Origin of the sequence: Streptomyces sp. NPDC005281 (genome assembly GCF_040607495.1) — a bacterium.
Classification (GTDB): domain Bacteria; phylum Actinomycetota; class Actinomycetes; order Streptomycetales; family Streptomycetaceae; genus Streptomyces.
The window spans coordinates 241433-265153 of the sequence record NZ_JBEXGX010000004.1 but is presented as its reverse complement, the minus strand read 5'-3'; the positions used below and the strand labels follow the sequence as shown (position 1 = coordinate 265153).

The following is a 23721-nucleotide window of genomic DNA, read 5'->3' as shown; positions in this document are numbered from 1 at the left end:
CGCATGTCGTCCAGGCGGCGCACGGGCGGAAGCAGGTGCGCCGTCCTGCCGTCGTGCGCCCATGGGTCGTGCGGCTGGGTCGCGCCGTCGCCGTCGCGACGATCCGCGGCCGTGTGTCATGGGCACCACGCCCCGCTGTGTCCCCGCTCGGCCGTGCGGGCGGCTCCCGGCCTGAAACATTCTCCCGGCCGTGTCACGGCTCGGACCCGGCTCGCGTCGGGGCCCGTACAAAGGCGGCTGGTAGCTCGTCATACTGGACGAGGCCGGGGGCGGGCTCGGGGCCGAGCAGTGACGGGGGCGATGGCGCGATATGGCGGAGAGCAGGCTGATCCAGGGCCGGTACCGGCTCCTTGATCCGATCGGGCGCGGCGGCATGGGCGAGGTGTGGCGGGCCCGGGACGAATCGCTCGGCCGTCAGGTGGCCGTCAAGTGCCTCAAGCCGCTCGGCCCGCACCACGACCCGTCCTTCAGCCGCGTCCTGCGTGAGAGGTTCCGGCGCGAGGCCCGCGTCGCCGCGGCTCTCCAGCACCGCGGAGTGACCGTCGTACACGACTTCGGCGAGTCCGACGGTGTGCTGTACCTGGTGATGGAACTACTGGAAGGGCTCAACCTCGGCCAGCTGCTGGAGGAGAACCAGAACCGTCCGCTTTCCGTCGCCGAAGTCGTCGACATCGCCGACCAGGTGACCGCCGCGCTCGCCTACACCCACCAACAGAGCATCGTCCACCGCGACTTGAAGCCGGCGAACATCATGCGGCTGACCGACGGCACGGTGAAGATCTGCGACTTCGGCATCGCCCGCCTCGGCGCCGACATCGGGTTCACCTCACGGCTCACCGGAACCGGTGTCGCGATGGGCACCCCGCACTACATGTCGCCGGAACAGATCGCGGGTTCGGAGGTCGACCAGCGCAGCGACCTCTACTCCTTCGGGTGCGTGCTGTACGAAATCGCCACAGGTGCCCCGCCGTTCGACCTCGGCGACGCCTGGGGCATCCTCGTCGGCCACCGCGACACCGAGCCCGAACCGCCCCGCAGCCACCGGGCCGACCTCCCCGAGTACCTGGAGCGGATCATCCTGGACCTGCTCGCCAAACGGCCCGAGCAGCGCCCGCAGGACGCCGGCGAGCTCGCCCGCCGCATCACCGCCGGACGCACCACGCCGATGTACGTGCCGACCGTCGTCGCCCCGGCCCAGCCGCACCCCGCCCCCGGACCGAGGACCACGACGCCGCAGTTCCCGGCCCGGCCCGAGCAGCCGCCTTCCCTCGCACCCCGGCTGCCGTCCTGGACCCAGGGCATGACCACCGGACACAAGGCCACCGGCGCGGGATGGCGCGGCACCCCGCCCGACGCGTCCGCCGGTCTCACCGGCGAGTGGACCACCCGCCCCTCCACGGCCGTCTCGCCCCCGCCCCGCCGCGGTGAACGGCCCGCCCCCGCACCGGAGTCGGTCACCGCTCTGACGGGGCGGCACAACGCCGGTCTGAGCCTCGGACGGCTCGGCCGGTGGACCGAGGCGGGCGAGGTCCACCGCTCGGTCGCGGCCGAACGGGAGCTGCTGCTCGGGCCCGACCACCCGGACACCCTCGCCAGCCGGTACGAGGTCGGCTTCACCCTGAGCCGCACCGGACAGCCCGCCGAAGCTCTCGGCGAGTACGCCCGCGTCGCCCAGGACAGAGAGCGGGTGCTGGGCGTCGGCCACCCGGACACCCTGGCCGCGCGGCAGGAAATGGCCTATGTGCTGGGCCAGTTGGGCCGCCATTTCGAGGCGCACCAGGCCTATACGTCCGTGCTCGCGGCCCGGGAGCGCGCGATGGGCCCCGACCATCCGGACACCCTGCGCTGCCGCCACAACCTCGCCTTCAACCTCAGCAGACTCGGACGCCTGGAGGACTCGTACCGCATGGCGGCCGAAGTCGCCCTCGCCCGCGCCCGGGTGCTCGGCCCGGCCCACGCGGACACGCTCGTCACCCGCTACGAAGTCGCCTACGTGCTCGGTCAGCTGGGGCGCTGGCCCGAGGCGCTGCACACCTACGAGGAGGTGGCCGCGGCCCGTTCACGGGCACTGGGGCCGGACCATCCGGACACCCTCGCCGCCCGCTACGAGGTGGGCATCAGCCTCGGCAGGCTCGGGCGCAGCGCACAGGCGCTGGAGCTGTACCGCTCTCTCGTCGGCGACCGGACCCGCGCACAGAGCGCCACCCATCCCGAGACCCTGCGCGCCCGGCACGGGCTCGGTGTGAACCTCGGCCGTCTGGGCCGCTGGGAGGAGGCCCTCGCCGAGTCCCGTGACGTGTGCGCCATCCGCGAGCGCGCCCTCGGGTCCGACCACCCCGACACCCTGGTCAGCCGGCGTGAGGTCGCCGTCGGACTCGGCTGGCTCGGGCGCTGGGCCGACGCCCTCACCGAGTACCGGCGTGTCGCGGCCGCCCGCGAGCGGGTGCTCGGGTCCGACCATCCCGACACACTCGCCGGCCGCAACGACGAGGCGCACTGCCTGGAGCAGCTCGGACACGGACGGGAAGCGGCGGAGCTGTACCGCAAGGTGGCCGCCCTGCGGCAGCAGCGGGCGGCCGAAGGTCGCTGACCGACCAAAACGCTCCTTCACGAGAGCGGGAGCGGGAGCCGGTGCCGGTGCCGGGAGAACAGCACCGGAAGAACGTGCCGAGAAAAGAGCGAAAGAAACTTGGCCCGTGATGTCGAGAAGCCGTGGCCCGCTCCGTCCCAGAGGTGAACGCGACCACAATGGGCCGCACCAGTCACGAGGAGAAGCACCATGGCCAAGTACCTGCTGCTCAAGCACTACCGGGGCGCTCCGGCCGCGGTCAACGACGTCCCCATGGACCAGTGGAGGCCGGAGGAGATCTCCGCGCACATCCAGTACATGAACGACTTCGCGGCCCGGCTGGAGAAGACCGGCGAGTTCGTCGACGGCCAGGCGCTCGCCCCCGAGGGGCAGTGGGTCCGGTACGACGGCGAGGGCCGTCCGCCGGTCACCGACGGACCGTTCGCCGAGACCAAGGACCTCATCGCCGGCTGGATGGTGATCGACGTCGACACCCACGAGCGCGCCGTCGAACTGGCAGGGGAACTGTCGGCCGCCCCCGGCGCGGGCGGCAAGCCGATCCACGAGTGGCTCGAGGTCCGCCCGTTCCTGACCGCGGCGCCCACCGTCACGGAGTGACCTCATCCATGAACGAGGCCCTGCTCCGGAGCCTCACGCCCAGCGTGCTCGCCATCCTCGTCCGCCGCGGAGCCGACTTCGCGGCGGCCGAGGACGCCGTGCAGGACGCCCTCGTGGAGGCCGTACGCGTCTGGCCGGAGGACGAGCCGCGGGACCCGAAGGGCTGGCTGGTCACCGTTGCCTGGCGCCGGTTCCTCGACGCGACGCGGGCGGACGCCGCCCGCCGCCGGCGAGAGGACCTCGTCGACGAGGAGCCGGCGGCGGGTCCTGCGGCCGGGGCCGACGACACCCTCCAGCTCTACTTCCTGTGCGCCCACCCGTCACTGACCCCGTCGTCCGCCGTCGCGCTCACCCTGCGCGCCGTCGGCGGACTCACCACGCGGCAGATCGCCCAGGCCTACCTGGTGCCCGAGGCGACCATGGCGCAGCGCATCAGCCGGGCCAAGCGCACCGTGTCCGGCGTGCGGCTCGACCGGCACGGTGATGTCGCCACCGTGCTGCGCGTCCTCTATCTGGTCTTCAACGAGGGCTACTCCGGCGATGTCGACCTCGTCGCCGAGGCCATCCGGCTCACCCGGCAGCTCGCGGACCAGGTCGACCACCCCGAGGTGGCGGGACTGCTCGCCCTCATGCTGCTCCACCATGCCCGGCGCGCGGCCCGGACCGCGCCCGACGGCAGCCTGGTGCCGCTGGCGCAGCAGGACCGCGGCCGGTGGGACACCCTGGCGATCGCCGAAGGAGTCGCGATCCTCCAGACGGCCCTCGCCCGCGACCGGCTGGGCGAGTTCCAGGCCCAGGCCGCCATCGCGGCACTCCACGCCGACGCGCGCACCGCCGAGGAGACCGACTGGGTGCAGATCGTCGAGTGGTACGACGAACTCGCGCGGCTGACCGACAGTCCCGTCGTCCGGCTCAACCGTGCGGTGGCCGTCGGCGAGGCCGACGGACCGCGCGCCGGCCTGGTCGCGCTCGCGGCGCTGGATGCGTCGCTGCCCCGCCACACCGCGGTGGCCGCCTACCTCCACGAGCGCGACGGCGATCCGGCGAAGGCGGCACTGCTCTACGCACAGGCGGCGCTGAAGGCGTCCGACCTGGCCGAACGCGACCACCTGACACGCCAGGCCGCTCGCCTCAACACCCGCCGGGGACGCTGACGGACCGAGCCGGACGGCTCCAGAGGCGGTCACGACCCGAGCCCGACAGCTCCAGGGACTTTGACGACCCGAGCCCGGTGTCTCCGGAGGTGTGCGGCGGTCCAGGGTCCGGAGGGGCCGCCCGCCTGGATCGGGCGGCCGTGGTCCGAGGCATCAGGGCCCACCCGTACGGAGCGCCGCCGCCTGCCGCGCACCCCTGGCCGACGTAGATCATCACGTGCTACGAAGAACCATGCCTGTAGACGAGGGATATGACGCCGTGATCGTCGGCGGCGGCCACAACGGACTGGTCGCCGCCGCCTATCTGGCACGGGCCGGGCGGTCCGTGCTGGTGCTGGAGCGACTGGGGAACACCGGCGGCGCCGCCGTCTCCACCCGGCCTTTCGCCGGGGTCGACGCGCGGCTGTCGCGCTACTCGTACCTGGTGAGCCTGCTGCCCCGGAAGATCGTGCGGGACCTGGGCCTCGACTTCCGGGTCCGGGGCCGGACGGTGTCCTCGTACACCCCCGTCGAGCGCGACGGACGGCCCACGGGGCTGCTCGTCGGCGGCGGCGAGCGGCGGACTCGCGAGGCGTTCGCCCGGCTGACGGGATCGGAGCGCGAGTACGAGGCGTGGCAGCGCTTCTACGGGATGACCGGCCGCGTCGCGAAGAGCGTGTTCCCGACGCTCACCGAGCCGCTGCCCACCCGCGAGGAGCTGAGAGCGCGGGTCGACGACGAGGAGGCCTGGCGGATCCTGTTCGAGGAGCCGGTCGGTACGGCGGTCGAGGAGTACTTCGCCGACGACCTCGTGCGCGGAGTCGTTCTCACCGACGCGCTCATCGGCACCTTCGCCGACGCGCACGACCCCTCGCTGCGGCAGAACCGCTGCTTCCTGTACCACGTGATCGGCGGCGGCACGGGAGCCTGGGACGTGCCCGTCGGCGGCATGGGCGCCCTCACCGACGCGATCACCGGCGCGGCCCGCGCGGCGGGCGCCGTGATCCGGACCGGACACGAGGTGCTGCGGATCGACACGGACGGCGAGTCCGCCGAGATCACCTACCGGACGGCCGAAGGCGAGGGCGTACTGGCGGCCCGTCATGTCCTGGTGAACGCCTCGCCGCAGGAGCTCGCCCACCTCACGGGAGACGAGCCGCCGGCCCCCGCGGAGGGAGCGCAGCTCAAGGTGAACATGCTGCTCAAGCGGCTGCCGAGGCTTCGCGACACCTCCGTCGACCCGCGCGAGGCGTTCTCCGGGACCTTCCACATCGCGGAGGGTTACGAGCAGCTGGCGACCGCGCACGCGCAGGCCGCGGCCGGTGAGCTGCCCGCCGCACCGCCCTCCGAGATCTACTGCCACTCGCTGACCGACCCGAGCATCCTCGGCCGGGACCTGGTCGAGCAGGGGTACCAGACCCTCACGCTCTTCGGCCTCCACACGCCCGCCAGGCTCTTCGAGCGGGACAACGACGCCGTACGCGAGGAGTTGCTGAAGTCGACGCTGGCCCAGCTGGACGCGCACCTCGCGGAGCCGCTCACCGACTGTCTGGCCACCGACGCGGACGGGCGGCCGTGCATCGAGGCGAAGACCCCGCTCGACCTGGAGCGGGATCTGCGTCTGCCGGGCGGCAACATCTTCCACCGCGATCTCGCCTTCCCCTACGCCCAGGAGGGCACCGGCCGCTGGGGAGTGGAGACCCGGCACGCCAACGTGATGCTGTGCGGAGCGGGCGCGGTGCGGGGCGGCGGGGTGAGCGGGGTGCCGGGACACAACGCGGCGAAGGCCGTACTGGAGTCGCTGCGCGGGACGGACCAGGCCTGAGCCGCGCCCTCTCATACTTGATTGGCGCTTAGCAGCAGGCACCCGGCACCCGGCGCACTCAGCCGGTGCACTCAGCCGGGTGCCTGGCGCACTGAACCGAGTGCCGAGTGCCGTGTGCTGGGTGCCGTGTGCTGGGTGCTGGGTGCCTGGTGTCCGGTGCCGCGTCTCCGCGCCGTCCCTCGTCGAAGAGCCCGCGGGGAACGGAAGCAACCTGACGGAGTATCAGAAAAGGCCTTCCCTCGTCCGGACGTCTGCGGCATCCTGCGCCCATGCAGACGGAGCTGAGCAGTCAACTGGGAGTCGAGCACGCCATTTTCGGCTTCACGCCGTTTCCCGCCGTCGCCGCGGCGATCAGCCGCGCGGGTGGACTCGGTGTGCTCGGCGCGGTCCGCTACACCGCCCCCACGGACCTCGAACGCGACCTCGACTGGATCGAGGCGCACGTCGACGGCAGGCCCTACGGTCTGGACGTCGTCATGCCCGCCACGAAGGTCGAGGGCGTCAGCGAGGCCGACGTCGAGGCGATGATCCCCGAGGGACACCGGCAGTACGTCAAGGACACCCTCGCCAAGTACGGCGTCCCCGAACTCGCCGAGGGCGAGGCGTCCGGCTGGCGCATCACCGGCTGGATGGAACAGGTCGCCCGGGGCCAGCTCGACGTCGCCTTCGACTATCCGATCAAGCTGCTGGCCAACGCGCTGGGTTCACCACCCGCGGACGTCGTCGAACGCGCCCACGCCCAGGGCGTGCTCGTGGCCGCCCTCGCGGGCAGCGCCCGGCACGCACGCAAGCACGCCGAGGCGGGCATCGACGTCGTCGTCGCGCAGGGCTACGAGGCGGGCGGGCACACGGGGGAGATCGCCTCCATGGTGCTCACGCCCGAAGTCGTCGACGCCGTGGGCCCGTTGCCCGTCCTGGCGGCGGGCGGCATCGGCAGCGGACAGCAGGTGGCCGCCGCGCTGAGCCTCGGCGCCCAGGGGGTGTGGCTGGGTTCGGTCTGGCTGACCGTGACGGAGGCCGACATGCATTCGCCCGCCGTCACCCGGAAACTGCTCGCCGCCTGCTCCGGTGACACCGTCCGCTCGCGGGCCCTGACCGGCAAGCCGGCCCGCCAGCTGCGCACCGAGTGGACCGACGCCTGGGACGACCCGGACGGCCCCGGCACGCTCCCCATGCCGCTCCAGGGGCTGCTGGTCGCCGACGCCGTCTCCCGCATCCAGAAGTACGAGGTGGAGCCGCTGCTCGGCACACCGGTCGGGCAGATCGTCGGCCGGATGAACAGCGAACGCTCCGTCCAGGAGGTCTTCGACGACCTGACCCGGGGCTTCGAGCGAGCCGTCGACCGCATCAACCGCATCGCGGGCAGGGAGGACCAGGTATGAGCACGGCACCCAACGGCTTCTGGGCGCAGGCCGCCGCCGACCCCGAGCGTGTCGTCCTCGTCGCCCCGGACGGCGAGGAATGGACCGCGGGACGCCTGCACGCGGCGGCCAACGGGCTCGTCCACGGACTGCGTGCCGCGGGCCTCGAACGAGGCGACTCCTTCGCCGTCGTGCTGCCCAACGGCGTCGAGTTCCTCGTCGCCTACCTCGCCGCCTCGCAGGCGGGCCTCTACCTCGTCCCCGTCAACCACCACCTCGTCGGGCCCGAGATCGCCTGGATCGTCTCCGACTCCGGAGCCAAGGTCCTCATCGCCCACGAACGCTTCGCCGACGCCGCCCGGCACGCCGCCGACGAGGCGAAGCTCCCCGGTGACCGGCGGTACGCCGTCGGCGCGGTCGAGGGCTTCAGGCCCTACGCCGAACTCCTCGACGGACAACCCGGGTCGGCGCCGGAGGACCGCACCCTCGGCTGGGTCATGAACTACACCTCGGGCACCACGGGCCGCCCGCGCGGCATCAGGCGCCCCCTGCCCGGCAAGCTCCCCGAGGAGTCGTATCTCGGCGGCTTCCTCGCCATCTTCGGCATCAGGCCCTTCGACGGCAACGTCCACCTCGTCTGCTCGCCGCTCTACCACACGGCGGTCCTCCAGTTCGCGGGCGCGTCCCTGCACATCGGCCACCGGCTGGTGCTGATGGACAAGTGGACCCCCGAGGAGATGCTGCGTGTCATCGACACACACAGGTGCACCCACACTCATATGGTGCCCACCCAGTTCCACCGGCTGCTGGCCCTCCCCGAAGAGGTGAAGGCCCGCTACGACGTCACCTCCATGCGGCACGCCATCCACGGCGCGGCCCCGTGCCCCGACCATGTGAAGCGGGCCATGATCGCGTGGTGGGGCGAGTGCGTAGAGGAGTACTACGCGGCCAGCGAGGGCGGCGGCGCCTTCGCCACCGCCGAGGACTGGCTGAAGAAGCCCGGCACCGTCGGCAAGGCATGGCCCATCAGCGAACTGGCCGTGTTCGACGACGACGGAAACCGGCTGCCGCCCGGTGAACTCGGCACCGTCTACATGAAGATGAGCACCGGCGGCTTCTCGTACCACAAGGACGAGGGCAAGACCCGGAAGAACCGCATCGGCGACTTCTTCACCGTCGGGGACCTCGGCCTCCTCGACGAGGACGGCTATCTCTTCCTCCGCGACCGCAAGATCGACATGATCATCTCGGGCGGGGTCAACATCTACCCGGCCGAGATCGAGTCGGCGCTCCTCTCCCACCCCGCCGTCGCCGACGCGGCCGCCTTCGGCATCCCGCACGACGACTGGGGCGAGGAGGTCAAGGCCGTGGTCGAGGCCGCGCCGGGGCACGAGGCCGGGCCCGCGCTCGCCGCCGACATCCTCGGCCACTGCGAGCGCCGACTCGCCGGCTACAAAAGGCCCAAGAGCCTCGACTTCATCGCGGCCATGCCCCGCGACCCGAACGGAAAGCTCTACAAGCGACGGCTCCGCGATCCCTACTGGGAGGGCCGCAGCCGGACGATGTGACACGGGCCGGCGTGCCGCGGGGAGGCCCGGGCCGCCGCACTCACTTGACCTCGACCTTGCGTGGATCGAGGATCATGTGCCATGAAGCCTGGACACGGCAGTACGGTCGACGGGGTGCTGCGCCGCAGCGCACGGCGCACACCGGCGCGGCGCGCCGTCGACTACCGAGAGCGCTCCTGGACGTACGCGGAACTCGACGAGGCCGTCTCCCGCGCGGCGACCGTCCTCCTCGACGAGGGGCTGTCCCCCGGGGACCGCGTGGGCGCCTACGGCCACAACTCGGACGCCTATCTGATCGGCTTCCTGGCCTGCGCCCGCGCGGGCCTCGTCCATGTGCCGGTCAACCAGAACCTGACCGGGGACGACCTCGCCTACATCGTCGGCCAGTCGGGAAGCTCCCTGGTCCTGACCGACCCCGACCTCGCCGGCCGGCTCCCGGAGGGCGTACGGACCCTGCCGCTGCGCGACGCCGAGGACTCGCTCCTCGCACGGCTGGACGCGGCGCGCCCGTACGACGGTGAGGAGCCGCGCGGCGACACGCTCGTTCAGCTGCTCTACACCTCGGGGACCACCGGGCTGCCCAAGGGCGCGATGATGACGCACCGCGCCCTGGTGCACGAGTACCTGAGCGCGATCACCGCCCTCGACCTGAGCGCCGGGGACCTGCCTGTGCACTCGCTGCCGCTCTACCACTCGGCGCAGCTGCATGTGTTCCTGCTGCCCTATCTCGCGGTCGGCGCCTCGAACACCATCCTCGACGCGCCGGACGGCGACCGGCTCTTCGACCTGATCGAGGCGGGCCGCGCGGACAGCCTGTTCGCCCCGCCCACGGTGTGGATCGCCCTGTCGAATCGGCCCGACTTCGCCGAACGCGACCTGAGCGGCCTGCGCAAGGCGTACTACGGCGCGTCGATCATGCCGGTCCCCGTCCTGGAACGGCTGCGCGAACGGCTGCCGAAGCTGGCCTTCTACAACTGCTTCGGCCAGAGCGAGATCGGCCCCCTCGCCACGGTTCTCGGACCCGACGAGCACAAGGGCCGGATGGACTCGTGCGGACGTCCGGTGCTGTTCGTGGACGCCCGGGTCGTCGACGAGGAAGGCAAGGACGTGCCGGACGGGACGGCGGGTGAAGTCGTCTACCGCTCACCGCAGTTGTGCGAGGGCTACTGGGACAAGCCGCAGGAGACGGCCGAGGCGTTCCGCGACGGCTGGTTCCACTCGGGGGACCTCGCGGTGCGCGACGCCCACGGCTACTTCACCGTGGTGGACCGGGTCAAGGACGTCATCAACTCCGGTGGTGTCCTGGTCGCTTCACGGCAGGTCGAGGACGCGCTGTACACGCACGAAGGGGTCGCCGAGGTGGCCGTCGTCGGGCTTCCCGACGAGCGCTGGATCGAGGCCGTCACCGCGGTCGTCGTCCCCCGGGGCGAGGTCACCGAGGACGAACTGATCGCCCACGCACGCGAGAAGCTCGCCCACTTCAAGGCGCCCAAGCGGGTCCTGTTCGTGGACGAGCTGCCGCGCAACGCCAGCGGAAAGATCCTCAAGCGGGAACTGCGGGACCGGTTCGGCGAGGCGTAGCGGACAGGGCCGCGGGGGTGTCAGGCGCCCCGCGGCCCTGCCGGCACCCTCAGCCCCGCGGGCGCAGGTCCACGATCCGCTTCAGTTTGCCCACCGACCGCTCCAGGGACTCCGGTTCGACGATCTCCACCGTGACGGAGACGCCGATCCCGTCCTTGACGCCCGCGGTGATCGCCCGCGCGGCGGCCTCGCGTGTCTCGGGTGTGGCGCCCGACCGTGCCTCCGCCCGTACGGTCAGGGCGTCGAGGCGGCCCTCCCGGGTCAGCCGGAGCTGGAAGTGCGGGGCGACCCCCGGTGTCCGCAGCACGATCTCCTCGATCTGCGTCGGGAAGAGATTGACCCCGCGCAGGATCACCATGTCGTCACTGCGCCCGGTGATCTTCTCCATCCGGCGGAAGACCCGCGCCGTACCGGGCAGCAGCCGCGTCAAGTCCCTTGTCCGGTAACGGATCACGGGCATGGCCTCCTTGGTGAGCGAGGTGAAGACCAGCTCGCCCTCCGTGCCGTCCGGCAGTACCTCACCGGTGATGGGGTCGACGACCTCCGGGTAGAAGTGGTCCTCCCAGACGTGCAGACCGTCCTTGGTCTCCACGCACTCCTGGGCGACCCCGGGGCCGATGACCTCCGAGAGGCCGTAGATGTCCACCGCGTCGATCGCGAACCGCTCCTCGATCTCGTGGCGCATCTGCTCGGTCCACGGCTCGGCCCCGAACACCCCGACCCGCAGCGAGGTGCCGCGCGGGTCGACGCCCTGCCGCTCGAACTCGTCCAGCAGGGTCAGCATGTACGACGGTGTCACCATGATGATCTCGGGCTTCAGGTCCTGGATCAGCTGGACCTGACGTGCCGTCATGCCGCCGGACGCCGGGATCACCGTACAGCCGAGGCGCTCCGCACCGTAGTGGGCGCCGAGTCCGCCGGTGAACAGCCCGTATCCGTAGGCGATATGGACCTTGTCGCCGGGCCGGCCGCCCGCCGCGCGGATCGAACGGGCCACCATGTCGGCCCACATGGACAGATCGTTCTCCGTGTAGCCGACGACCGTGGGCCGCCCGGTCGTCCCGCTCGACGCGTGCAGACGGCGGATCCGGTCCTGCGGCACGGCGAACATCCCGTACGGATAGTTCTCCCGCAGATCCGCCTTCACCGTGAACGGGAACCGGGACAGGTCGGCGAGCGAACGGCAGTCGTCGGGGCGCAGTCCGGCCTTGTCGAAGGACTCCCGGTAGAAGGGGACGTTCTCGTACGCGTGCCGCAGCGACGCGCGCAGCCGCTCCAGCTGGAGCGCCCGCAGCTCCTCCGGGTCCAGCCGCTCGCCCGCGTCGAGCAGGCCCTTCGAGTCCGTCGAGCCCGCCATCGCGCCCTCTCCCTCGCCAAACATGCCATACCGGACGACCGATCATTCGGTCGTTCCTTTCCGGACAGTAATTAGGTGTCCGTGGTCAGTGCAAGGGGTCGGCGGCGCTTTTTGCGGAGCGGGAGCCGGGGGGCGGTTCAGCGGACCAGGGCGGGGCGCCTGGGGTCGAACTCCCAGCCGGGGACCAGGTGACGCATGGCGACCGCGTCGTCACGGGCGCCGAGCGCCTCCTTCAGGTACAGCTCGTGCGCCGCCAGCAGCCGGTCCATGTCCAGCCGGACGCCGAGACCGGGTGCGTCCGGCAGCGCGATCTCGCCGTCGACGATGCGCGGCGGGGCGACCGTGAGCCGCTCCAGACCCTCCTGCCAGATCCAGTGCGTGTCGAGGGCGTTGTACGGGCCGGGCGCCGCGGCGCCGCAGTGGGTGACCATGGCGAGCGAGATGTCGAAGTGGTTGTTCGAGTGGCAGCCCCAGGTCAGGCCCATCGCGTTGCACAGCTGGGCCACGCGCACCGAGCCCCGCATGGTCCAGAAGTGCGGGTCGGCGAGCGGGATCGAGACCGACTGGAGCGCCAGGGCGTGGGTCAGCTGCCGCCAGTCCGTGGCGATCATGTTCGTCGCCGTCGGCAGTCCGGTCGCCCGGCGGAACTCGGCCAGGATCTCCCGTCCCGAATAGCCGTCCTCGGCGCCGCAGGGGTCCTCGGCGTAGGCGAGCGTGCCCACCAGGGGCCCGCACAGCTCGATCGCCTCGCGCAGCGACCAGGCACCGTTGGGGTCGAGGGTGACGCGCGCCCCGGGGAAGCGGTCCTTCAGCGCGCGTACGGCCCGTACCTCCTCGGCACCCTCCAGGACACCGCCCTTGAGCTTGAAGTCCCGGAAGCCGTAGAGCTCGTGGGCGGCCTCGGCCTGCCGGACGATCGCGTCGGGCGTGAGTGCCTCCTTGTGCCGCAGCCGGTACCAGTCCACGTCCGAACCGCTCTCGCGGACGTACGGCAGGTCCGTGCGGTCCGGGTCGCCGACGAAGAAGAGGTAGCCGAGCACCCTCACCCGGTCGCGTTGCTGCCCGTCTCCGAGGAGGGCGGCGACGGGTACGTCGAGGTGCTGGCCGAGGAGGTCGAGCAGGGCGGACTCGACGGCGGTGACTGCGTGGACGGTCGTGCGCAGATCGAAGGTCTGGGCGCCGCGGCCACCGGCGTCGCGGTCGCGGAAACGGTCCCCGATCTCGCCCAGGACCCGCTGGTAGTCGCCCACCTTCGTGCCGAGGACGAGCGGCTCCGCGTCGCGCAGCGTCCTGGTGATCTTCTCTCCGCCCGGCACCTCGCCGAGCCCGGTCCGCCCCTCGGAGTCCTTGAGGACCACGACATTGCGGGTGAAGTAGGGGCCGTGGGCGCCCGACAGGTTCAGCTCCATGCAGTCCCGTCCGGCGACGGGGTAGACGGAGAACTCGGTGATCGTCGGTTGCTGGCTCTTCATCAGAATCCTTGTGTACGGGGACGACGGGTGCCGGTGATCACAGGATGACGGCGCGGGGCCGGGAGAGGGTGTGATCCGCCCCGAGCCCTGCCGGGCCGTCCCCCGCGTGCTTCAGGCGGGCCGGCGCCCGGCTCCGGCGAGGGCCAGCCCGGTGTCGAGGATCCGCTCCAGTGCCGCCAGGTCGGCCGGGCCGGGGTCCGTGAGCGGCGCGCGCACCGGGCCGACGGGGAGGCCGCGCAGCCGGGCGGCGGCCTTGACGAGGGACACGGCGTAGCCGGGCACCTTGTCGCGCAGTTCGACGAGCGGGACGTAGAAGTCGCTCAGCAGCTTGTTCACGGTCGCCTCGTCGCCGCCGCGCAGGGCCGTGAAGAAGGCGCCGGCGATCTCGGGGGCGAAGGCGTGGACGGCGGACGAATAGGCGGGGACGCCGACGGTGGCGTACGCGCGGGCCTGGATCTCGGCGGTGGCCGCGCCGTTGAAGAACAGGAAGCCGTCCGGCGCGGCGAGGGTCAGGCGCTGGAGCCGGTCGAGGTCGCTGTGTCCGTCCTTGAGCCCGACGACGCCCGGGATCGCCGCGATGGCCCGCAGCCCCTCGGGGCTGAACGCGACCGGGCCGCGCTGATAGGCGATGAGCGGCAGCCGGGTACCGGCGGCGATCCGGCGCAGCTGCTCGACCAGGCCGGACTCGGGGGCCTCGACGAGGTAGTGGGGCATGACGAGCAGGGCGTCCGCGCCCGCGTCCTCCGCGATCCGCGCGAACCGCAGCGCCTGAGCCCAGCCGTAGCCGGTGCCCGCGACCACGGGCATGCGGCCGTCCGCGATCTCGACCGTCGCGGTGACGACGGCGCGGTACTCGTCCTCGTCCAGCGCGCTGAACTCGCCGGTGCCGCAGGCGGGGAACACCGCGCCCGGGGCCGTGGCCAGCCGGCCGGCCAGATAGGTCCGGTACGACTCCGGATCGAGGTCGCCGTCTTCCGTGAAGCACGTGAGCGGGAAGGACAGTACCCCGCTCGCCATGCCGTCCCGGAGCCGCTGGACCACGCCGCCCGGATCCGCGCTGAACCCTGTCATGAGCCCCATCCCTGTATGCAGACGCTGTCTATGTATGCGAACTCAGATTAGATTCGTGAATCTCCGGGGTCAATGGGCGGGGTCCCGCGGATCCGCGTCCGGACCGGCGGCGCAGCGCGGCGGGCCCGCAGCCGGGGAGGCTGCGGGCCCGCTGGGTTCGGGTCGGACGCCCGACGCCGGGCCGGGGATCCCCGCAGGAGCGGGGAGGGCGCCCGGCCGGCCGTGGGACGGTCAGTGCGACGTGGTCGCGGCCGTCGAGCCCGGATTCGGGCCGAACGCCGTCATGAAGCGGTCGCGGAACTTGTTCATCGCCCATTCCGGCGCGTCGGCCGCGGGCTTGAGCCCTTCGGTCCAGCCCCAGTCGGAGACGCGGTCCAGCACCTTCGGGTCGCGGGCGACGATGGTGACCGGCACGTCCTTGTTCGAGGTGCCGCCGGTGACCGTCGGGACGGGCTGGTGGTCGCCGAGGAAGACGAGGACGGTGTTGTCGTCGCCGTAGCGCTGGACCCACTGGGTCAGGCTGTCCAGGGAGTACTGGATGGCCTTGCGGTACTCGGTCCGCACCCGCTTCGAGCTCTTCCAGACCTCCGTGGGGTCGGTGCCCTCCTTCTTGATCTTGTAGAAGACCGAGCCGTCCCCGAGGTCCTTCCAGTCGATCGTGTGGGCGATGGGGGACCAGGGATTGTGGCTGGAGGCGAGAATGATCTCCGCCATGATCGGGTCCCGGTTCTTCTTGCCGTGCTCCAGCTTCTGGAAGGACTCCAGGCTGAACTGGTCCGGCACCGGGGTCCAGCTGAAGTACGGGCCCTGGTAGCCGAGGTGCGTCGAGTCGTAGATGTGGTCGAGGCCGAAGTACTTGCCCTCGGGCCAGGCCTTGCGCACGCCCGGGACGATACCGACGGTCCGCCAGGCGCCGGTCTTCTGGAAATAGCTGGTGAGGGTCGCGCGGTCGCTGGTGGTCAGGGACCGGTATCGCTGCTGGTTCTTGACCCAGGTGCCGGACAGGAACGTCGAGTGGGCGAGCCAGCTGCCGGCGCCCGTCACGGGCGACCGGAGCCAGCCGCTGCGCGCCGAGAAACCGGCCGCCTTCAGCCGGGCGCCGCCCGCCTTGAGTGTCGCGTCGACCTCCGGTCCCATCGTCGGATCGTCGATGGCCACCCGGCCGTAGCTCTCGATGAAGGTGAGCATCACGTCCTTGCCGCGCAGCCCGGTCAGCAGCTGGTCGGACGGAGTGTGGGCGAAGGCGTCGACGGCCATCTGCTTCTTGTAGACGTCGGCGTCACCGAGACCGTCGCGTACGTACTGCACACGGTTGGAGAGATACTGGGCGTAGCCCTTGGTGGCGAACGTGACCCCGCCGAACTGCACGCCCAGCGTGAAGCAGGCGACCCACGCCACGCCCAGGACCAGCGTGGTGCGTACGGCCGCGGTGCGGCGCCGGGCCAGCGCGTTCGCCAGCCGCATCATCGCGAGCACGCTGAGAGCGAGCACGGCGACGACCAGGACGATCACCCCGGCCACCGCGAGTATCTCGCCCGAGCGCCCGAACGAGTCCTTCACCCAGTCCGCCCCGTCGCTCAGCAGCACCCAGTCGAAGACCAGGTCGAACGGCCGGGCCAGGGTCTCGCGGAAGCCCATGTCGAGGCACTTCAGGACGGCGGAGAGCCCGAGGAGCACTCCGAGGACTCCGGCAGTGATCCGCCGCGCCCGCGACGGCAGGACGAGCAGGACGGCCGCGAGGAAGACCGCCTCGACCGGGAGACGGAGGAACGCCTGGACGGACATCCAGTCGAGGCGGTTGGGCACGAGGAGCACGGTGAGCACCAGCGCACCGGCGAGGACGGTCGTGCCCACCCGCACGACGCGCGCGGCCACTGGGTAACGACGGCGCCAGCCGAACCAGCCGGGGCGGGCGGGGGAGGCGGCGTCCGCGGTGGGCTCGCCGTCGTCCGAGGAGCCGGGTCCGGCGGGATGTCCGTCCGCGGCCTCGGTCGTCGTTTCGTCGTCGGCCGTGGCCTGCCGGCCGTTGGGTTCCTCGTCGGCGGCGGGACGTGAGCCGGAGGCGTCGTCGGCGGTCGGGGAGTGCGAGTTGGTTGTCTCGTCGTCGAGGGCCTCTGCGCCGGTGGGCCCGTCGTCGGTGGCGGGGTGCGGGTCTGAGGCGTCCTCGGCGGCGGCGAGACGTGAGCCGGCGGCGTCCTTGTCGTCGGCGGAGCGCGAGGCGGAGGCCTCCTCGTCGTCGGCGGGGCGCGACGCGGTGGCTTCGGCGGGGTGCGAGGCGGTGGGTTCGTCCTCGGTGGCGGAGCGCGAGACGACGGGTTCGTCGTCGGCGGGATGCGGGACCGTGGCTTCGTCGTCGGCGGGGTGCGGGCCGGTGGATTCGGCGGCGGCCTCGTCGCCGGCCGCCTCCTTGGCCCGCTCTTCCGTTCCGGCTTCCGTTCCAGGACTCTCGTGCGCCCCGGTCTGTTCGCCCGTTCCGGAGTTCCCCCGGGTGCCGTCCGCCGCCGTGGCGTCGGGGTCCGGACCCGCGTCGGCATCCGGCAGTTGACGAGGATGCGTGTGGTGCGACACCCGAAGGTCCTTCCGTGCGTAACCCGGTGCTGGTACGACGGATGCTGTTCCGTCATTCCCCATACGGCCTGCCGTCACCTCTTGTTCAAGGCGGAGGCCGGCCGCGCACAGAGTATGTCGCCGGGATCACCCGGATGACGCCGGAGGCGGCTGGCGGTCCGCCACCACCGCCACCTCCCGCGCCCACCGGTAGTCGGCCTTGCCGCTCGGCGAGCGCTGGACGGAGTCCGTGATCACCAGCTGGCGGGGAACCTTGTATCCGGCCAGCCGGGCGCGGCAGTGCGCCTGGATGTCGTCGAGCGACAAGACCGGTGCGCCCTCGCGGAGCTGGACGACGGCTGCCACGTGACTGCCCCACTTCGGGTCAGGCACTCCGGCGACGAGGGCGTCGTACACGTCCGGATGTGATTTCAGGGCCTGTTCGACCTCCTCGGGATAGACCTTCTCGCCGCCGGTGTTGATGCACTGCGAGCCGCGGCCCAGGACGACGACGATGCCCTCCTCGTCGACCGTGGCCATGTCGCCGAGGAGGACCCAGCGTTCCTCGCCCTTGCGGAAGAACGTCTCGGCGGTTTTTCCGGGGTCGTTGTAGTAGCCGAGGGGTACGTGGCCGCGCTGCGCGACCCGGCCGGGCTCACCGACCGCGACCGGCTCGTGGGTCACCGGATCCACCACCTGTGTACGGGCGTTGACGCGTATCCGGAAGCCGCGCTCGGGGCCGGAGTCGGGCGTCGCGGTGCCGTTGAAGCCAGACTCCGAGGAGCCGAAGTTGTTGAGGAGCATCACGTTCGGGACGAGTGCCTGGAACTGTTCGCGCACGGTGTCCGACATGATCGCGCCGGACGAGGACACGCTGAACAGGGCGGAACAGTCCGTGCCCTTGAGGGGGCCGCTCAAGGCGTCGATCAGGGGCCGCAGCATCGCGTCGCCGACCAGCGACACGCTGGTCACCTTCTCCTTCTCGATCGTCCGCAGGACCTCCTCGGGCACGAACTTGCGGTGGATCGTGACGCGTTGGCCGAAGTTGAAGGCGATGAACGCGGTCAGCGTCGAGGTGCCGTGCATCAGCGGGGGAGTGGGGAAGAAGGTGATCCCGGCGCCACCCGCCGCGACGCGCTCGGCGAGCTCCTGCGGCTTCGTGACCGGATCACCGGTCGGCGCACCGCCGCCGAGACCGGCGAAGAAGAGGTCCTCCTGCCGCCACATCACGCCCTTGGGCATCCCCGTCGTGCCACCGGTGTAGATGATGAACTGGTCGTCCGCGGAACGCGGAGGGAACCCGCGCAGGGGCGAACCGGCGGCCTCGGCGTCGCCGAAGTCCACCACGTCCGCCGCACCGGGGGCATCCGCCATGTCAGCCGCACCGGCGGCGTCCACCGGGTCCACCGTGTCCAGGGCGTCCACCGCCCCCGGGGCGCCCACCCCATCAGCCGCACCCACGCCGTCCCCCGTACCCGCCACAGGCGCGGCGGCGCCCACCCGAACGAGGTGCCGCAGCCGCGGCGCCCGCGGCCGTGCCGCCGCCACCCGGTCGGTGAACTCCGCGTCGAAGACCAGCGCCACCAGGTCAGCGTCCTGATAGAGGTAGGCCAATTCCTCTTCCACGTACCGGTAGTTGACGTTGACGGGGACGATCCGCGCCTTCAGGCAGCCCAGCACCGTCTGGAGGTATTCGACGCCGTTGTACAGGTGGAGGCCCAGATGCTCGCCGGGGCGGATCCCGCTGTCGATCAGATGGTGCGCGACCCGGTTCGCGGCCGCGTCCAGCTGCGCGTATGTCAGACGGCGCTCGGCGCCCGTGCCCGGGTGGTCGATGTACACGAGGGCCTCGCGGTCCGGGACCACGTCGACGACCGACTCGAACAGGTCGGCAAGGTTGTACTCCACCGTTCCTCCTGACCGTGCGCGTCCGTGGCCGTGTGTTCCCGGAGTGGTGTCCGCCCCGGACCCGACGGTCATCAGAGCAAAGCCCGGCCCAAGTGGGAAGAGTCCCGGCGCAATAAATCTGACTGTCTGTCAGAAAACCCTTGTACTGGCTCGACGCCTCCTGCAACCTGTTCTCGCATCCGAGACGGGAGGACGGCAATGGGTGGTACGGAACACCTCACCGTGCAGCGCGAAGGCGCCACACTGGTGCTCACGCTCAACAGGCCAGAGGCCAGGAACGCGCTCTCGCTGCCGATGCTGGTCGGCCTGTACGACGGCTGGGTCGAGGCCGACGAGGACGACGCGATCCGCTCGATCGTGCTCACCGGCGCCGGCGGTGCCTTCTGCGCCGGGATGGACCTCAAGGCGCTGGCCGGCCGGGGCATGGAGGGCGAGCAGTACCGGGACCGGCTCAAGGCCGACCCCGATCTGCACTGGAAGGCCATGCTGCGCCACCACCGCCCCCGCAAGCCGGTGATCGCGGCCGTCGAGGGCCACTGCGTCGCGGGCGGCACCGAGATACTCCAAGGCACCGACATCCGGGTGGCGGGAGCCTCGGCGACCTTCGGGCTCTTCGAGGTCAGGCGCGGTCTCTTCCCGATCGGCGGTTCGACCGTGCGGCTGCAACGCCAGATCCCGCGGACCCACGCCCTCGAAATGCTGCTCACGGGACGCCCGTACACGGCTCAGGAGGCCGCGGGCATCGGACTGATCGGTCATGTGGTGCCCGACGGCACCGCGCTGGACAAGGCGCTGGCCGTCGCCGAGCAGATCAACGCCTGCGGTCCGCTCGCAGTCGAGGCCGTCAAGGCGTCCGTGTACGAGACCGCCGAACTCACCGAGACCGACGGCCTCGCCGCCGAACTCCGGCGCGGCTGGCCGGTCTTCGACACCGCCGACGCCAAGGAGGGCTCCCGGGCCTTCGCCGAGAAGCGCCCGCCCGTCTACCGACGCGCCTGACCCGCAAGCCCGGCCCCGGGCGCGTCCTGTCCGAGCAGCGGACAGGCCACGTCCGGCCCTTGGAAGGAGAGATCCGGGATGCCCGAAGTCCTCAAAGCCCCCCTCGTCGTCGAGTTCCCCTTCACCCGATCGCTCGGACCCGTGCAGAGCGCCTTCCTCACGGGCCTGCGCGAGCGGGTCGTCCTCGGCGTAACGACCGCCGACGGACGCACCCTCGTCCCGCCCGTCGAGTACGACCCCGTCACCGCCGAGGAGCTACGCGACCTCGTCGAGGTCGCCCCCACCGGCACCGTCACCACCTGGGCCTGGAACCACGAACCCCGGCGCGGCCAGCCCCTCGGAACCCCCTTCGCCTGGGTGCTGGTCAGACTCGACGGAGCCGACACCGCCCTGCTGCACGCCCTCGACGCCTCCGGCCCCGACGCCGTGCGCACCGGGATGCGCGTGCGCGTCCGCTGGGCCCCCGAGCGCTCCGGCGCGATCACCGACATCGCCTGCTTCGAGCCGTACGAGGGGGCGGCCGTGCAACCCACGGGCCGCGACGGCCTGTTCGAGGACATGGTGACCGGGATCGTCGCCCCCGCGCGGCTCGACTACGTCTACTCGCCGGGCCGCGCCCAGACCGCCTACATGGCGGGTCTCGCGGAGCGCCGGACCGTCGGCCAACGCTGCCCCTCGTGCCGAAAGGTGTACGTCCCGCCGAGGGGCGCCTGCCCCACCTGTGGGGTGGCCACCTCCGAACAGGTCGAGGTCGGCCCGCGCGGCACCGTCACCACGTACTGCATCGTCAACATCAAGGCGAAGAACCTCGACATCGAAGTCCCTTACGTATACGCGCACATCGCCCTCGACGGCGCCGGACTCGCGCTGCACGGCCGGATCGGCGGCATCCCCTACGACGAGGTCCGCATGGGCCTGCGCGTGGAGCCCGTGTGGTCCGAGGGCGGCCGCCATCCCGACCACTACCGGCCCACCGGAGAACCGGACGCGGACTACGAGACGTACAAGGAGATGCTGTAGATGGAGGCCATCAGGGACATCGCCGTCGTCGCCTTCGCGCAGAGCGACCACCGGCGCACCTCCGACGAGCTCTCCGAGGTGGAGATGCTGCTCCCGGTCCTGCACGAGGTCCTCGACCGGACAGGTCTGCGGGCCGGCGACATCGGCTTCACCTGCTCCGGCTCCTCCGACTACCTCGCCGGCCGCGCGTTCTCCTTCACCATGGCGCTCGACGGAGTGGGCGCCTGGCCCCCGATCTCCGAGTCGCACGTCGAGATGGACGGCGCCTGGGCGCTGTACGAGGCATGGACCAAACTGCTGACCGGGGACGCCGACACCGCGCTCGTGTACTCCTACGGCAAGTCCTCGCCCGGCTCCCTACGCGACGTCCTGACCCGGCAGCTGGACCCGTACTACGTGGCCCCGCTGTGGCCCGACTCGGTCGCCCTCGCCGCGCTCCAGGCGCGGGCGCTCATCGACGCGGGCGAGACCGACGAAGGGGAGCTGGCCTCCGTCGCCGCCCGCAGCCGTACCTCCGCGACCTCGAACTCCCACGCGCAGCTGCGTGGTTCGGTGCCGCACGGCGACTACCTCGTACGGCCGCTGCGCACCGGCGACTGCCCGCCCATCGGCGACGGTGCCGCCGCCGTGATCCTCGCCGCGGGGGACCGGGCCCGGGAACTGTGCGAGCGGCCCGCCTGGATCAGAGGCATCGACCACCGCATCGAGGCGCACTCCCTCGGTGTACGGGACCTGACCGACTCACCGTCCGCACGGCTGGCCGCCGAACGGGCGGGCGCGTTCGAACGGCCCGTCGACACGGCTGAGTTGCACGCACCCTTCACCTCCCAGGAAGTCGTCCTGCGCAAGGCGCTGCGACTCGACGCCGGCGTGCGGGTCAACCCCTCGGGAGGCGCCCTCGCCGCCAACCCGATCATGGCGGCGGGGCTCATCCGCATCGGCGAGGCCGCCGCACGTGTCCACCGCGGGGAGTCGGACCGGGCGCTCGCCCACGCCACCTCCGGCCCCTGCCTCCAGCAGAACCTGGTCGCCGTACTCGAGGGGGACGCCCGATGAGCAAGGAGCCCGTGGCCGTCGTGGGTATCGGCCAGACCAAGCACGTGGCGGCACGCCGGGACGTGTCCATCGCGGGACTCGTCCGCGAGGCCGCCCAACGGGCACTGGCCGACGCCGAGTTGACGTGGGCCGACATCGACGCCGTCGTCATCGGCAAGGCGCCCGACTTCTTCGAGGGCGTCATGATGCCCGAGCTGTACCTGGCCGACGCCCTCGGCGCCGTCGGCAAACCGATGCTCAGGGTGCACACGGCCGGCTCCGTCGGAGGATCGACCGCCCTCGTCGCCGCCAACCTCGTCGCGGGCCGCGTCCACGGCACGGTCCTCACCCTCGCCTACGAAAAACAGTCCGAATCCAACGCCATGTGGGGCCTCTCCCTGCCCGTCCCCTTCCAGCAGCCGCTGCTCGCCGGCGCCGGCGGATTCTTCGCCCCGCACGTACGCGCCTACATGCGGCGCACCGGCGCACCCGACACGGTCGGCTCGCTCGTCGCGTACAAGGACCGCCGCAACGCGCTGAAGAACCCCTACGCGCACCTCCACGAGCACGACATCACCCTGGAGAAGGTCCAGGCGTCGCCCATGCTCTGGGACCCGATCCGCTACTCGGAGACCTGCCCCTCCTCCGACGGGGCCTGCGCGATGGTCCTCACCGACCGTGCGGGAGCGGCCCGTTCACCGCGCCCGCCCGCCTGGATGCACGGCGGCGCGATGCGCAGCGAACCCACCCTCTTCGCCGGAAAGGACTTCGTCTCCCCCCAGGCCGGCAAGGACTGCGCGGCCGACGTGTACCGCCAGGCCGGGATCGCGGACCCCCGCCGCGACATCGACGCGGTCGAGATGTACGTGCCCTTCTCCTGGTACGAGCCCATGTGGCTGGAGAACCTCGGCTTCGCCGACGAGGGCGAGGGATGGAAGCTCACCGAGTCGGGGGTGACCGAACTGGAGGGCGACCTGCCCGTCAACATGTCGGGCGGTGTCCTCTCCACCAATCCGATCGGCGCCTCCGGCATGATCCGCTTCGCGGAAGCGGCCCTCCAGGTGCGCGGCCAGGCCGGAGAGCACCAGGTCGACGGGGCTCGCAGGGTGCTCGGCCACGCCTACGGCGGCGGATCCCAGTTCTTCTCGATGTGGCTGGTCGGCGCCGCGCCGCCCACCTCCTGAGACCGTCCCTCCCACATGGCCTGTGCGCGGCACGGACCGATCGCTAGGCTGGCCGCGGACGACGAACCGGGAGGAGCACGGACGTGGCCGAGAGCACCATCGAGCAGCACCCGCTCGCGGGCTGGGACAAGCCGGAGCTGGACCTCAGCAACGCCGACTGGCAGTCCAGCAGCCGAGGGCGTGGAGATGTCCAGATCGCCTTCGTCGAGGGTTTCATCGCGATGCGCAACAGTGGGAGCCCGCAGAGCCCTTCCCTGATCTTCACGCCCGCGGAGTGGGGGGCGTTCGTATCGGGGGCCCGCGAGGGGGAGTTCGACCTGACCTAGAGCGAGGACCGCCGGTCCGTCCCGCCCCCCGGACGTGGAGGGGCGGCGGCCCGGGTCCACGCGTCCGGGAGGCTGCCCGCCGTCCGGCTCTCCCGCGGCGCCGCCGTCGTGCGAGAGGTTCCGACCAGGAGCGTGCGAACGGGCTGC

The 23721-nt window shown here is 71.6% G+C and carries 17 protein-coding genes; 12 read left to right on the top strand and 5 right to left on the bottom strand.

All coding sequences use genetic code 11. The features are described 5' to 3' along the window. Positions 1-310 precede the first annotated feature (310 nt). From ABZV42_RS08255 to ABZV42_RS08225, 7 genes are all read left to right on the top strand, one after another. A complete protein-coding gene (locus ABZV42_RS08255) occupies positions 311-2590 on the top strand; it encodes a tetratricopeptide repeat protein (protein WP_356051250.1) in 2280 nt (759 codons plus the stop codon). Between the two features lie 189 nt (positions 2591-2779). Further along, on the top strand, positions 2780-3187 hold the full coding sequence (locus tag ABZV42_RS08250; protein ID WP_355980397.1) for a YciI family protein: 408 nt from the start codon (positions 2780-2782) through the stop codon (positions 3185-3187). Between the two features lie 8 nt (positions 3188-3195). Further along, complete coding sequence (locus ABZV42_RS08245) at positions 3196-4341, top strand: DUF6596 domain-containing protein (RefSeq protein WP_355980440.1); 1146 nt, start codon at positions 3196-3198, stop codon at positions 4339-4341. A gap of 232 nt (positions 4342-4573) precedes the next feature. Continuing rightward, positions 4574-6145: an NAD(P)/FAD-dependent oxidoreductase gene (locus ABZV42_RS08240; protein ID WP_355980394.1), complete on the top strand. Its 1572-nt coding sequence runs from the start codon at positions 4574-4576 to the stop codon at positions 6143-6145. A gap of 269 nt (positions 6146-6414) precedes the next feature. Further along, the gene (locus ABZV42_RS08235; RefSeq protein WP_356051248.1) at positions 6415-7527 is read left to right on the top strand and encodes a nitronate monooxygenase family protein; all 1113 of its coding nucleotides are present in this window, start codon (positions 6415-6417) and stop codon (positions 7525-7527) included. Then, the gene (locus ABZV42_RS08230) at positions 7524-9074 is read left to right on the top strand and encodes an acyl-CoA synthetase (protein WP_356051246.1); all 1551 of its coding nucleotides are present in this window, start codon (positions 7524-7526) and stop codon (positions 9072-9074) included. Before ABZV42_RS08235 ends, ABZV42_RS08230 begins: the two co-directional genes overlap by 4 nt. An 81-nt stretch (positions 9075-9155) precedes the next feature. After that, on the top strand, positions 9156-10655 hold the full coding sequence (locus ABZV42_RS08225) for an acyl-CoA synthetase (RefSeq protein WP_356051244.1): 1500 nt from the start codon (positions 9156-9158) through the stop codon (positions 10653-10655). Positions 10656-10704: 49 nt separating this feature from the next. Here the strand turns inward: ABZV42_RS08225 and paaK are convergent, their stop codons facing one another. From paaK to ABZV42_RS08200, 5 genes are all read right to left on the bottom strand, one after another. Next, positions 10705-12012, bottom strand: a complete 1308-nt coding sequence (paaK, locus tag ABZV42_RS08220) for a phenylacetate--CoA ligase PaaK (protein ID WP_355980382.1) — start codon at positions 12010-12012, stop codon at positions 10705-10707. A gap of 137 nt (positions 12013-12149) precedes the next feature. Continuing rightward, positions 12150-13484, bottom strand: a complete 1335-nt coding sequence (locus tag ABZV42_RS08215; protein WP_355980379.1) for an enolase C-terminal domain-like protein — start codon at positions 13482-13484, stop codon at positions 12150-12152. A 111-nt stretch (positions 13485-13595) separates the two neighbouring features. Next, the gene (locus ABZV42_RS08210; RefSeq protein ID WP_356051242.1) at positions 13596-14555 is read right to left on the bottom strand and encodes a 5-dehydro-4-deoxyglucarate dehydratase; all 960 of its coding nucleotides are present in this window, start codon (positions 14553-14555) and stop codon (positions 13596-13598) included. Between the two features lie 231 nt (positions 14556-14786). After that, positions 14787-17123 carry a sulfatase gene (locus ABZV42_RS08205; RefSeq protein ID WP_356051240.1) on the bottom strand — a complete coding sequence of 779 codons (2337 nt, stop codon included), beginning with the start codon at positions 17121-17123 and terminating at the stop codon, positions 14787-14789. A gap of 126 nt (positions 17124-17249) precedes the next feature. Continuing rightward, positions 17250-19010 (bottom strand): acyl-CoA synthetase, encoded by a 1761-nt coding sequence (locus ABZV42_RS08200; RefSeq protein WP_356051238.1) that lies wholly within the window; start codon positions 19008-19010, stop codon positions 17250-17252. Positions 19011-19208: 198 nt separating this feature from the next. Between ABZV42_RS08200 and ABZV42_RS08195 the strand changes: the two genes are divergently transcribed. The 5 genes from ABZV42_RS08195 to ABZV42_RS08175 all read left to right on the top strand — a co-directional run bounded on the left by ABZV42_RS08195 (position 19209) and on the right by ABZV42_RS08175 (position 23574). Then, positions 19209-20009: a crotonase/enoyl-CoA hydratase family protein gene (locus tag ABZV42_RS08195; RefSeq protein ID WP_355980367.1), complete on the top strand. Its 801-nt coding sequence runs from the start codon at positions 19209-19211 to the stop codon at positions 20007-20009. A gap of 78 nt (positions 20010-20087) precedes the next feature. Further along, positions 20088-21029: an OB-fold domain-containing protein gene (locus tag ABZV42_RS08190; RefSeq protein WP_355980364.1), complete on the top strand. Its 942-nt coding sequence runs from the start codon at positions 20088-20090 to the stop codon at positions 21027-21029. Then, a complete protein-coding gene (locus ABZV42_RS08185; RefSeq protein WP_356051236.1) occupies positions 21030-22085 on the top strand; it encodes a thiolase domain-containing protein in 1056 nt (351 codons plus the stop codon). Beyond that, entirely contained in the window at positions 22082-23248 is a 1167-nt protein-coding gene (locus tag ABZV42_RS08180) for a thiolase domain-containing protein (RefSeq protein WP_355980358.1), read from the top strand. The genes ABZV42_RS08185 and ABZV42_RS08180 overlap by 4 nt, the downstream gene beginning before the upstream one ends. An 83-nt stretch (positions 23249-23331) precedes the next feature. After that, on the top strand, positions 23332-23574 hold the full coding sequence (locus ABZV42_RS08175) for a DUF397 domain-containing protein (RefSeq protein ID WP_355980355.1): 243 nt from the start codon (positions 23332-23334) through the stop codon (positions 23572-23574). The last annotated feature ends 147 nt before the right edge of the window (positions 23575-23721 follow it).